The organism is Streptomyces sp. NPDC093261 (assembly GCF_044753645.1).
Lineage (GTDB): Bacteria > Actinomycetota > Actinomycetes > Streptomycetales > Streptomycetaceae > Streptomyces.
In genome coordinates this window covers 1,121,929-1,134,535 of record NZ_JBIVNO010000001.1, presented here as the reverse complement: position 1 = coordinate 1,134,535, position 12,607 = coordinate 1,121,929, and the positions used below count along the sequence as shown (strand labels likewise).

Below are 12,607 nucleotides of genomic sequence, written 5' to 3'. Positions count from 1 at the left end.
CTTGGTCTCAGCCCCACCTCCTCCCATCACTTCATCCCGTCCGGCCAGAACTCTCCCACCGTCCTCACTCAGCGCGCACAATGGATCACCTGAGCGGAAACCGCGAAGGCGCGGCGAACGGTGGGCGAAGGGCGCGGGCACGTGGTCGTACAGGTGGAACGGGACGAGGTGGAGCGGCCGTTTGTCGAGCAGCTCGTGGCGATGAACTGGAGGCACGTCCCCGGCACGGAGATCGGCACGCTTGATGCCGGAACGCCGCTCCTCGTCGACCGGCTCAAGGCCGCCCTCCGCCGCATCAACGTCCGCGCGGCGGACGGCAAGCCCTGGATGGACGACACCGACATCAACCGCTCCATCACGGAGTTGACGTCCGTATCGCTCGGACAAGGCATCACCCGAGCCAACTTCGACACGACCGACCTGCTGCTCAGTGGTGCCGTCCTCACCGGGCCGTCGGCCGCGCACGGCGGAGCATCCGCCACCGTGCAGTACATCGAGTGGCACCCTGACCGCGTCGGCCTCAATGACTTCACCGTCGTCGACCAGCTCCGCGTGAAGAACCGTTCCGGAGACGTGTCAATACTCGACATCGTCCTCTTCGTGAACGGCATCCCCCTGGTCGCCGTCGAGTGCAAGAGCCCAGACCTTGCCGACCCCGTCCGGAGCGCGGTGCTCGACCTCCGGCACTACGCCGGCGACCCGATCGACGACGACGAGCGCACCGGAAGCGAGCTGCCGTTGCCCGACGGCGTGCCGGAGCTGTTCCGAACCGTGCAGTTGCTGGTCGCAGCGACAGGTGAGACCGCTCACCTCGGTACGGTGACCTCCTCGCCGGACCACTTCCAGCCCTGGCGGAGCGTGAGCCCGGAGAAGGAGAGCACCCTCAGGGCGGAACTGCCCGAATGCACGGGAAAGCTCAGCGAGCAGCACAAGCTTGTCGGCGTCGTGCTCCGGCCCGCTTCCCTGCTCAACTTCGTACGCCATTACGTGATCCCACTGCCAGTGGAGACCGATTCCGGAGCTGTGCGGACGGTCAAGGTGGCCGCCCGGCACCAGCAGTACAGGGCTGCTGAGAAGGCCGTACGAAAGCTGCTCACCGGACGTCCCCGTGGCGGGCCGGTGCCCGAGGACGAGCGTGGTGGCGTCATCTGGCACACCCAGGGGTCCGGCAAGAGCCTGACCATGACCTTCCTGGTGCGGCGGGTCCATCTTCACCCGCGGCTCAGCGAGTTCACCGTCGTCATCGTCACCGACCGGAGGCAGCTTCAGGACCAGCTGGCCGAGACACTGAAGCTGAGCGAGTCGGAAGTCGAGACGGCCGAGACCCGCACACAGATGGAAGGACTCCTGCGAGACGGCGGACGGCGGGTCGTCTTCGCGATGATCCAGAAGTACGGCGGCGGATTCACCTTCGCCGGCGAGGCCGAGCGCGATGCCGACGACCGGGATCTCCCCAGGGAGTACCAGGACGCTGAGAACGACAGGAAGAGCCGCCGCGGGAAGCTTCGCAAGGCCGCCCCCGTGCCGAACTTCCCCGAGTGCAACACCTCGTCCGACATCCTGGTCCTCGTAGACGAGGCGCACCGGTCCCACACCAGCGTCCTGCACGCCGCCTTGCGCAAGGCCGTCCCCAACGCAGCGAAGATCGGGTTCACCGGCACGCCGATCATGACGGGCGAGGAGACCGACACCCGGCGGATCTTCAGCGGCGGCACGGAACGGGGCTTCCTGGACGAGTACCGGATGGAGGAGGCCGAACACGACGGTGTCGTCGTCCGGATCCGGTACGAGGGGCGTACCGGCGAAGGGAAGGTCCGGGACGGGGACAGCCTTGACCGTCAGTTCGAGGATCTCATCCGTGAGCGTACGGACGTCGAGCGCAGGGCTCTCCTCAACAAGTGGCCCACCGAGCGGGACGTCGCCGAGTCCTGGCCAATGATACGCAAGAAGGCCGAGGACATGCTGGAACACTGGGTATGCTGGGTCCTTCCCGGTGGGGGATTCAAGGCCCAGGTCGCTGCCGTCAGCCGGAAGGCCGCCGTTGAGTATCACCACGCGCTACGCCGGGCACGGGACGAGCTTCTCGCCGATCTGGCCGAGTTCAGACCGGAGTCGGTGCAGGGAACCCTGCTCAAGGATCTGCCACGCCGGCTTCGCTACCTGTATCAGGCGTATGAGTTCCGGTCGCTGCTACGGCGCATCGACTTCGTGCCGATCATCTCTCCAGGCGCCGAGCGCAAACACCGTAAGTGGTTGCAGTGGACCGATCCGGACCGGCAGAAGGCGTACATTCAACGCTTCCATGAGGCGTTCCCCCACCTGCCACCGGAGCCGGACTGGGTCCTGGCGACCCCCTTCAACGATCCCGAGCCGGACATTCCCGAAAACGGGCTCGGCGCGAATACGCCGTGGTCGGATGTGCCCACGGGCGATCCAGAGCCGGAACCCTCGAAGAACACCGTCCCCGATCCCGTCCACCCGGACAGCCCCATCGCCTTCCTGATCGTGAAGTCGATGCTACTCACGGGCTTCGACGCCCCGCGTGAACAAGTGCTGTACCTCGACCGGCCGATCCGTGACGCCGAACTGTTGCAGGCCGTCGCGCGCGTGAACCGGCCCGCACCAGGCAAGGAAGTCGGCTACGTCGTCGACTACTACGGCGTCTTCGAGCACCTCTCCAGCGCGCTCGCCGACTACCGGAAGTCGGACGTGAACGACACCATGCGCCCCCTGTCCCAGGAGGTCAAGGGCCTCAAGCCGGCTGCCGATCAGGTCCGGGAGTTCCTCAGCGGGCTCGGTGTCACGGACGCCGACCTCGCCGACCTCGCCAGTCTGCGCAAGGCCGTGCTGTCCTTCGAGGATGAGACCGCCCGCCTCGGATTCGACGAGGTGCTGCACGAATTCGTGGCCGTCCTGGAACGGGTACTGCCGCACGAGGCGGCATTGGACTACCTGCCGGATGCCCGCCGCTGGGGAATGCTGCAGAAGCGCATCCGCCGGCTCTACCGGGACGACACAGGTGGGACGTTCACTTTGCGGCGGTACGGACGCAAGGTGCGGGCCCTGATCGCCGACCACTTGGAGGGGCCGGAGATCGAGCAGGTCATTCCGCCGGTCTCGATCACCGCGCTCGACTATGAGGAGAAGGTACGCGCTCTGCCCCCGCGTGAGGCCGCCGCGGAAATGGGACACGCGCTGCGCTTCCATCTGGAGGAACGGGTCAAGCGCGAGGACCCGGAGAAGTACGCGAGACTCTCCGAGCGGCTGGAGGAGATCCTCAGACAGATGCCGGGCCGGTTCGAGGAGCAGGTCGAGGAGTTCGAGAAGCTCATCGAGCAGGCCCTGCAAGAGGAAGAGGAGGATCCGGCACTCGCCGGGCTGAGCCCGCTGGAGCAACGCGTACACCGGCTTCTGGGCCAGCTCCTGGAGGAGAATCCGGAAGTACAGAGCGGTGGAGAGGACCTGCGACCCCTCGTGGTGTCCGTGTGCGACACCGCGTCGAGTGTGATGTCCAAGGCCTCCTACCAGGGACAGCACCAGGACATCAATCAGCTGGCGAACGGCATACAGAACCAGCTGATCCGTGGTGGCCTTCGGCCGACAAGTGCGGACTGGGGGCCGGTCACCGGCATGGCTCAACGACTCGCGGCTTACGCGGAGAACAACCGGCAGCAGTTCCTGAGCCGCGCCAGGGGAGAATAAGGCACGTGACCACCCTTGCCCACAACCGCCAGGACATGTCACCGGTCGACGGTGATTCAGTCAGTGTCGACGGTCTCTCCCTGCGGGTGCGGACGAGTGCCCGCAGGAAGCGGTTCGCGCTCACGGTGGAGGCCGACGCGACTCTGACACTGCACCTCCCCAAAGGGCGCCCACAGGCGGAGGCCGAAGAGTTCGTACGTGCTCATCGAGCCTGGGTGGTCGAGAAACTCGGCCTTCGGGAGCGGAGCCGTCCGCTGAACCCCGCCAAGCGTCTCGCCGAGGGAGAGGTGTTTCGGTATCTGGGGAGGACGTACCGGCTCTCCGTATCGGACGGTGGACCGGGCAGCGCCAGGGTGCGCCTGGTCGCCGGTCGCCTGGTCATGGCTCAAGACCAGGCTGCTGACCCGGTTGCAGGGCGCACGGCGCTCGTGGAGTGGTATTGCCGGGCGGGTAGGGCCTGGGTGGCAAACAGGCTTCAGCCTTGGGCGGCGCGCATGGGTGTGGCTGAGCCCGAACTGGACGTGCGTGACCTTGGACAGCGCTGGGGTGCCTACCAGCCCGGCCGCGACGAGAGTCGACCGGGCCGGATGAGCTTGGGATGGCCCCTTTTCCAGTTGCCCATGCACCTGGTCGACTACGTCATTGCGCACGAGTTGGCTCATGTGAAGGTGGCGGGGCACCAAGCCGACTTTTGGCGGCTCGTACGGCTGGCGCTACCCGAATACGAGCAGCGTCGTGAGGAGCTCGATGAGCTGGGCCGCCGTATGTGGATGGGTGACATCAGCTGAAAACCAAGTGTTTGGGTGAGCCACTCGAGCTACTCGGTCACGTCTCCGGGGCGGGCTTGGTCCCTGTTGGGTGTGCGCGGCTCCAAGCGGCCTTGTCGGCAGTCAGCTCCTTCAACATGTCCGCCACCTGTGAGCATGCCTAGCGGTCGCCATAGCAGGGCGCCGGGAAGCGGATAACGACCCGTCAAACCCTTCGCCGTCCGTACGGCGTCCCGGGCGTGCGTTCGACCCCGGACACCCTGGAGGAGGACCTGGCGAAGGCCCTCGCCGAGCCGGGCCCCTCGGTGGTCGTCCTCCCGGCGGTGCTGCGCATGTTCGCGCCGACGCACTTGGGCTGACGCGCCCGACGCAGTCGGATCACCGGAACCGGAAGAAGATCGTGTCGTTCGACCGGCCGAGCTGTCGGGCGCTGTCCCACTGCGGACGCGTACGCCTGTGATCGCAAGCTCTCGTGCAACCTTTCACCCGTGCCCGTGAGTCATGAGGGCAGGACGTGCCGGGGGCACGCCCGAATCCACGCAAGGGATGGGGACTTCCATGACTCACCACAGATCCCGGCGTGCCCGTGTGCTCGGTGCGGGCATCGCCGCCGGGATTCTCATACCGTCCGTGGCGGCCGCGACGCCCGCCGCCGCCACGACGCCGACGGTGAGCTGCACCTCGGGCAGGACGGGCCTCGCGGCCGAACTCCAGAAGGACATCACCGCGGCCCTCGCGAACCGCAAGGGCACCGTCGCGGTCGGCCTCTACGACCGTTCCACCAACACCACCTGCTCGCTGCGCGCCACCAGCGCCTACGACTCGGCCAGCGTCGTCAAGGTCACGGTGCTCGCCACGCTGCTGTGGGACGCCAAGAAGCACAACCGCTATCTGACCGACCGTGAGGTCACCCTCGCCACGGCGATGATCACCAAGTCGGACAACAGCGCGACCAGCACGCTGTGGAAGCAGCTGGGCCTGACGAAGGTCAAGGGCTTCCTCTCCGCGGCCGGCATGACCCAGACCAAGCCGGGCGCGAACGGCTACTGGGGCCTGACCCAGATCACCGTGCAGGACGAGCAGAAGCTGCTCAAGCTGATCACCGCCAGGAACTCGGTGCTGAGCGACAACTCCCGGGCCTACATCCTGAAGCTGATGGGGAAGGTCATCTCCTCGCAGCGCTGGGGCACCCCGGCGGGCGCGCCCTCGGGTGTCTCGGTGCACGTCAAGAACGGCTGGCTCTCGCGCGCCACGCACGGCTGGCGTGTGCACAGCGTCGGCACCTTCAACGGGGCCGGACACGACTACATGATCACCGTGCTGACGCAGGACAACAGCACCATGGACTACGGCGTCACCACCATCCAGAACGTGGCCAAGGCCATCCACAAGGACCTGGTGCCGACGCTCTCCGCCAAGACCGCGTACGTGCCCACGAGCACGCCGCAGGAGGCCTTCCCGGCGGTCCCGGCGAACTGATCCCGGCGGGCCCGGGGGTCCCGGCGGGCCGGGGGGTCCCGACGGGCCCGCGGTGAGCCGATACGGCCCAACTCCCGAACCGGAACGCGGCCGTTCACCCGCCTGTACTGCCCGCGCGTACGCCTCCCGCACGTCGCCACCCACTGACGGACCGCGGACCGCGGAACGGCCGGGCGCCCACGCGCCCGGCCGTTCCGTTCCCCCGGCGGTTCCCCCGTTCACCCCCGGAGGGCTCAGCCGGCGTCCTCCTCGCCGTCGTCCCGCTCCCCGGCGCCCACCAGGGCCTGCATCGCGTCGACCGCGCTGCCGTCGTGGTCGCTGCCCGCGGTGCCACTGCCGGTCTGGAGGTTGGCCGTGCGGTCGACCTCCAGGATCGAGTCGGCGTGGGAGTTGTCGAGCACGGTGATCAGGCTGCCGTCCGCTGTCGCCGGGCCCGTCGCGGCGCCGAGCAGGGCCACGGACAGCGCCAGGGCGGCCCGCGGCCGCGGGCGGACGCCGGTCATCCGGCCACGCCCGCGGGCTCCGGGTGGAGGCGCACACCCGCGCGTTCCGGATGGAACCGTGCGATGTTCCGTTCCAGCAGCCCGGTCGAGGCGCTCACGCCGACCCCGTCGGCGGGGTCCACCTCCGGAAGCCGCCCATCGGCCCGCTTCAGCTCGGCGAGCGCGGAGTCCATGGCCGCGTGGGCGGCGAACAGACAGGGAGTGCTGTAGATCGCGACGTCCACGCCCAGCTCGGACAGCTCACTCAGGGACAGCCGCGGCGACTTGCCGCCGGCGATCTGGTTGAACAGCAGCGGCTTGTCCCCGACCACGTCCCGGATCCGCCGGATCCACTCCACGCTGCGCACCCCGTCGACCAGCACCACGTCCGCGGCGGTGGCGGCCAGGGCCTTGGCGCGGTCCAGGATGTCCTGTTCCTCGGTGGCGTCCGTGCGGGCCACCACCACCAGGTCCCGGCGGGTCGCCAGCACCGCCTCCAGCTTCTCGACGTACTCGGCCAGCGGCAGGATCCGTTTGCCGTCGGCGTGCCCGCACCGGCGCGGCCGCCTCTGGTCCTCCAGGATCACCCCGGAGGCCCCGGCCCGCTCCAGCGCCTCCACCACATGGCAGGCCACCTCGGGGTCGGCGTACCCGTCGTCGATGTCGACGAGCAGATGGTGGCGGGGGAAGGCGCCCCGCAGGCGCTGTGTGAACGCCACCATGTCGGGCCAGGCGATGAAACCGATGTCGGGCAGACCGTAGTGCGACGCGGCGAATCCGAAGCCGGACACGAACATCCCGTCGTAGTGCGCGGCCGCGATCGAGGCCGAGTACATGTCGTGGACACCGATCAGCGGTGTGGTTCCCTGCGCCGCGATCCGCTCCCGCAGCCTGTTTCCGTAGACCACCGTCCAGCCCTTCCATGGAGGTCCTTTACCTGGACTGGATTATTTCTATACCTGCCCAAGAATGTCTCTATAGAAATCCTTTACCTCACTCGGTGGGGTCATCACCTTCACCGCAGAAACGTCACTCACGCGTCCGACGGCCTAGGACCGAGGTCGCAGAAGTCCCCGACCTTCGGCCGGGAATTGTTGCGGAGGGATGAAATCCGCCCTGGTCCGCGTTGGTGCTTTCCGGACGATCAGGGGCGACAGGAAGGGACCGGCGTGGTGGCGCACGAGGGGGAGACACGCGGCTGGGCACGCAGGCTCGCGGGATACGCATGGCGCTACCCGAAGGACGTGGTCCTCGCGCTCGGGTCCTCGCTGGGCGGCATGGCCGTCATGGCGGTCGTCCCGCTGATCACCAAGGTGATCATCGACGATGTCATCGGGAACCACAGCCGGTCCATGGGCCCCTGGGCCGGCGCCCTCGTCGGCGCGGCCGTCCTCGTCTACGTCCTCACCTACATCCGCCGCTACTACGGCGGCCGGCTCGCCCTCGACGTCCAGCACGACCTGCGCACGGACATGTACGGGACGATCACCCGCCTCGACGGGCGCCGTCAGGACGAGCTGTCCACCGGTCAGGTCGTCGGCCGCGCCACCAGCGACCTTCAGTTGATCCAGGGTCTGCTGTTCATGCTCCCCATGACGATAGGGAACGCCCTTCTCTTCCTGATCTCCCTGGTGATCATGGCGTGGCTGTCGCTGCCGCTGACCCTGGTCGCGCTGGCCGTCGCGCCCGCCCTGTGGTTCATCGCCAAGCGCAGCCGCACCCGCCTGCACCCGGCCACCTGGTACGCCCAGGCCCAGGCCGCCGCCGTGGCGGGCGTGGTGGACGGCGCCGTCAGCGGTGTCCGCGTGGTCAAGGGCTTCGGGCAGGAGGAGCAGGAGACCGGCAAGCTCCGGGAGGTCGGGCGTCGCCTCTACGCGGGCCGACTGCGCACGATCAAGCTGAACGCCCGGTACACCCCCGCCCTCCAGGCCGTGCCCGCCCTCGGCCAGGTCGCCATGCTGGCGCTCGGCGGCTGGCTCGCGGTGCGCGGGCACATCACGCTCGGCACGTTCGTCGCCTTCTCGTCCTACCTTGCCCAGCTCGTCGGCCCGGTGCGCATGCTCGCCGTGGTGCTCACCGTGGGCCAGCAGGCCCGCGCGGGCGCCGAGCGCGTCCTGGAGCTGATCGACACCGAGCCGTCGCTGTCGGACGGCACCAAGGAGCTGCCCGCCGACGCCCCGGCGACCGTCGAGTTCGACAACGTCTCCTTCGCCTACCTGGACGGCCGCCCGGTCCTCGACGGCCTCTCCTTCGAGATACGCCCCGGTGAGACCCTCGCCGTGGTCGGCTCCTCCGGCTCCGGCAAGTCGACGGTCTCCCTGCTGCTGCCCCGCTTCTACGACGTCACCCACGGCGCCGTCCTCGTCGGCGGCCACGATGTGCGCGAGCTGACCCTGTCGTCCCTGCGCGCCGCGATCGGACTGGTCCCCGAGGAGTCCTTCCTCTTCTCGGACACGGTCCGCAACAACATCGCCTACGGCCGCCCGGACGCCACCGACGAGCAGATCGAGCGGGCCGCCCGCGCGGCGCAGGCCGACCGCTTCATCGCCGAGCTGCCCGACGGCTACGCCACCAAGGTCGGCGAGCACGGCCTCACCCTCTCCGGCGGCCAGCGCCAGCGCATCGCGCTCGCTCGGGCGATCCTCACCGACCCCCGGCTGCTGGTCCTCGACGACGCGACCTCGGCGGTGGACGCCCGGGTCGAGCACGAGATCCACGAGGCGCTGAAGCAGGTCATGGAGAGCCGCACGGCCCGCCCGTCGCCCGGCCACCACCCCTCGACGAGCGCCGGCGCGCGCACCACCCTCCTGATCGCCCACCGGCGCTCGACCCTGAATCTCGCCGACCGCATCGCGGTGCTCGACGACGGCCGGCTCGCCGACATCGGCACGCACGAGGAACTCCAGGAACGCTGCGCCCTCTACCGGCGGCTGCTGACCGACCCCGACGAGCTGGGCGGGGTCTCGCCCGGCCACGCGCTGCCGGCCGCGCCCCAGGAGGACACCACCGTCCGCGAGGAGCTGGACGCCGAGTTCGACGCGGAGCGCGGTGTCACCCCGCATCTGTGGGCCGGTGACCGCGAGCCCCGGGACCATGCGCTGAGCGGCACCCCGGCGACCCCCGAACTCCTCGCCCAGGTCGAGCAGCTCCCCCCGGCCACCGACACCCCCGGCGTCGACGAGGCACGCGCGGTACGGGCCGAGGAGTCCTACGGCCTCACCCGGCTGCTCCGCGGCTTCGGTCTGCCGCTCCTCGCCAGCCTCGCCCTGGTCGCCGTCGACGCGGGCATGGGCCTGCTGCTGCCGATCCTGATCCGGCACGGTATCGACCAGGGTGTGTCCCGGATGGCCGTCGGCGCGGTCTGGGCCGCGTCCCTGCTGGCCCTGCTCGCCGTCCTCGTCCAGTGGACGTCCCAGGTCGCGGAGACCCGGATGACCGGGCGGACCGGCGAGCGCGTCCTCTACTCCCTTCGGCTGAAGATCTTCGCGCAGCTCCAGCGGCTCGGTCTCGACTACTACGAGCGGGAGCTGACCGGCCGGATCATGACCCGGATGACGACCGACGTCGACGCGCTGTCGACGTTCCTGCAGACGGGCCTCGTCACGGCCTTCGTCTCCGTGGTCACCTTCTTCGGCATCATGGTCGCGCTGCTGGTGATCGACGTGCGGCTCGCGATCGTGGTGTTCGCCACCCTGCCGCTGCTGGTGGTGGCGACCGTCTTCTTCCGCCGGGCCAGTGTGAAGGCGTACGAACTCGCCCGCGAGCGGGTCTCGGCGGTCAACGCGGATCTCCAGGAGTCGGTGTCCGGTCTGCGGATCCTCCAGGCGTTCCGGCGCGAGCGGGACGGCGGACGGCGGTTCACCGAGGCCAGCGACAGCTACCGTCGGGCCCGTATCCGCGGTCAGAGGCTGATATCGGTGTACTTCCCCTTCGTGCAGCTGCTGTCGTCGGTGGCCACCGCGTCCGTGCTGATCGAGGGCGCGCACCGGGTGGACGCCGGGACGCTGACGACCGGTGCCCTGGTCGCGTATCTGCTGTACATCGACCTGTTCTTCGCCCCGGTGCAGCAGCTCTCCCAGGTCTTCGACGGCTACCAGCAGGCGACGGTGTCCCTCGGCCGGATCCAGGAGCTGCTGCGGGAGCCGACCGCCACCAAGGCCGCCGACGAGCCGATCCGGGTGCGGTCCCTGCGCGGTGACGTCGCCTTCGAGGGCGTGGACTTCGCCTACGGCGACGACGAGGAGGCCCTGAGCGGCATCGATCTGAGCATCCCCGCCGGGCAGACCGTCGCGTTCGTCGGGGAGACGGGCGCGGGCAAGTCGACCCTGGTCAAGCTGGTCGCCCGGTTCTACGATCCCACGCACGGCCGGGTGCTGATCGACGGCACCGATCTGCGCTCCCTCGACCTGACCTCGTACCGGCACCGGCTCGGTGTCGTGCCCCAGGAGGCGTATCTGTTCGCGGGAACCGTCCGGGACGCCATCGCCTACGGGCGTCCGGACGCGACCGACGCCGAGGTGGAGGCCGCGGCGCGGGCGGTCGGCGCGCACGACATGATCGCCACGCTGGACGGCGGCTATCTGCACCAGGTCGCCGAACGCGGCCGCAATCTGTCGGCCGGTCAGCGGCAGCTGATCGCCCTGGCCCGCGCGGAACTGGTCGACCCCGACATCCTGCTGCTCGACGAGGCCACCGCCGCGCTGGACCTGGCCACCGAGGCCCAGGTCAACCAGGCGACGGAGCGTCTCACCGGCCGGCGTACGACGCTCGTGGTCGCCCACCGGCTGACGACGGCCGCCCGCGCCGACCGTGTGGTGGTCATGGACCACGGCCGGGTCGCGGAGGACGGCACCCACGAGGAACTGCTGCGACTCGACGGCCGGTACGCGCGGCTGTGGCGGACGTTCATCGGGACGCCGGAGCCGGAGGAGCGGGTCGGGTCCACGGCCTGACCGGCGGCCGGACGGGCACGCGCGGTTCCCCATGGGGCAGGGGGAACCGTGCGACGCAACCATCGGACCTACGTCCTGCGTCCGTACACCAGTACGTTGATGGTCACGGGAGGGACGAGAAGTGGACAGTGGTGCGATACGCCGGCGCCTGGCGCTCGGCCTGGCCGTGCTGGCGGCGTCCGGACTGCTGGCGGTGGCGAGCCCGGGGCACGCGCAGGCGGACGATCCCTGCTCCGGACAGAAGGTGCGCACGCTCTCGTTCTCCACCGGCTCCGTGCGGGTCTACAAGCGGGACGGCTTCGTGTGCGCGGTGACGGTGGCGAAGAACACCTTCGGCCGGAAGGCGATGTCGGTCAGTGTGCAGGCGCGCGGCAGCCGCCCCGTGGCCGACAGCGGTCGGTACGCCTACCACGCAGGGCCCGTGGTCGTGCACGCCGGCCACCGCTGTGTGTGGATCCGGGGGTCGGTGGGCTCGGGCTCGGTCAGTTCCGGCTGGATCATGTGCTGACGGCCGCCGCCCCCGAGGGGCGCGGGGCCGGGGGGGCTTCTTCGCCAATTCACAGGTTTCCCCAACCTCCTCTGGTGCGACCGGAGTTGCTCCGCTAGGTTCCGGCGGACATCCGCGTTCACAGGGGAGGGCGTATGCGCAAGGCGCTCAGATGGCTGCTGGCGCTCGTGGTGCTGATCGGCACGCTGAGCACGGCGATCGGGCTTCTCGGCGTACACCGACCAGGGGCTGGAGACCTACACGCCGTACTACTACCAGGCGGGCACCCAGCTCGGCGCGCCCACGATCCACTTCCCGTACATCGAGAAGCCGCTGATCCGCTACGGCTACCAGCCGCCCCGGAACTTCGTGCCCCGCTCGATCCCGATGCGCTTCCAGCCGTGGGCGATGCGGGACGTGGACACCTGGGTGCGCCACCACGCACGGCACACGCTGTTCCTCTACGGCCAGAACGACCCGTGGGGCGCGGAGCGCTTCCGGCTCGGCGCGGGCGCGAGGGACTCCTACGTCTTCACGGCTCCGGGCATGAACCACGGCGCGAACGTCGCCGGTCTGGTCGCCGACCAGAAGGCCCTGGCCACGGCCCGCATCCTGGACTGGGCGGGCGTGGCCCCGGCCGCGGTCCGCGCGGACCCGTCGGCGGCGCGGCCGCTGGCGCGCTACGACGCGCGGCTGGACCGCCGGGACGTGGAACGGGAGCCGGCGCTTCGGCCGTGA

Annotated in this window: 7 protein-coding genes and 1 pseudogene; 6 read left to right on the top strand and 2 right to left on the bottom strand. The window is 69.5% G+C overall.

The window, feature by feature from the left end; all coding sequences use genetic code 11:
* The first annotated feature begins 141 nt into the window (after positions 1-141).
* The 3 genes from ACIP94_RS05090 to ACIP94_RS05080 all read left to right on the top strand — a co-directional run bounded on the left by ACIP94_RS05090 (position 142) and on the right by ACIP94_RS05080 (position 5,948).
* On the top strand, positions 142-3,702 hold the full coding sequence (locus ACIP94_RS05090) for a type I restriction endonuclease subunit R (RefSeq protein ID WP_402419663.1): 3,561 nt from the start codon (positions 142-144) through the stop codon (positions 3,700-3,702).
* Positions 3,703-3,707: 5 nt separating this feature from the next.
* Positions 3,708-4,490, top strand: coding sequence for a M48 family metallopeptidase (locus tag ACIP94_RS05085; protein ID WP_402419660.1), 783 nt, complete (start codon positions 3,708-3,710; stop codon positions 4,488-4,490).
* A 537-nt stretch (positions 4,491-5,027) separates the two neighbouring features.
* Positions 5,028-5,948, top strand: coding sequence for a serine hydrolase (locus tag ACIP94_RS05080; protein WP_402419657.1), 921 nt, complete (start codon positions 5,028-5,030; stop codon positions 5,946-5,948).
* 233 nt (positions 5,949-6,181) lie between these two features.
* Here the strand turns inward: ACIP94_RS05080 and ACIP94_RS05075 are convergent, their stop codons facing one another.
* Together ACIP94_RS05075 and ACIP94_RS05070 are read right to left on the bottom strand one after the other, a co-directional pair.
* Entirely contained in the window at positions 6,182-6,451 is a 270-nt protein-coding gene (locus ACIP94_RS05075) for a hypothetical protein (protein WP_402419654.1), read from the bottom strand.
* Positions 6,448-7,338: an oxaloacetate decarboxylase gene (locus ACIP94_RS05070; RefSeq protein WP_402419652.1), complete on the bottom strand. Its 891-nt coding sequence runs from the start codon at positions 7,336-7,338 to the stop codon at positions 6,448-6,450. Before ACIP94_RS05070 ends, ACIP94_RS05075 begins: the two co-directional genes overlap by 4 nt.
* Before the next feature lie 261 nt (positions 7,339-7,599).
* Between ACIP94_RS05070 and ACIP94_RS05065 the strand changes: the two genes are divergently transcribed.
* The 3 genes and pseudogenes from ACIP94_RS05065 to ACIP94_RS05055 form a co-directional block, all read left to right on the top strand.
* A complete protein-coding gene (locus ACIP94_RS05065; RefSeq protein WP_402419649.1) occupies positions 7,600-11,382 on the top strand; it encodes an ABC transporter ATP-binding protein in 3,783 nt (1,260 codons plus the stop codon).
* Positions 11,383-11,503: 121 nt separating this feature from the next.
* Positions 11,504-11,890, top strand: a complete 387-nt coding sequence (locus ACIP94_RS05060) for a hypothetical protein (protein ID WP_402419646.1) — start codon at positions 11,504-11,506, stop codon at positions 11,888-11,890.
* A gap of 198 nt (positions 11,891-12,088) precedes the next feature.
* Positions 12,089-12,607 (top strand): annotated as a pseudogene (locus tag ACIP94_RS05055) (aminopeptidase); the annotation flags it as partial.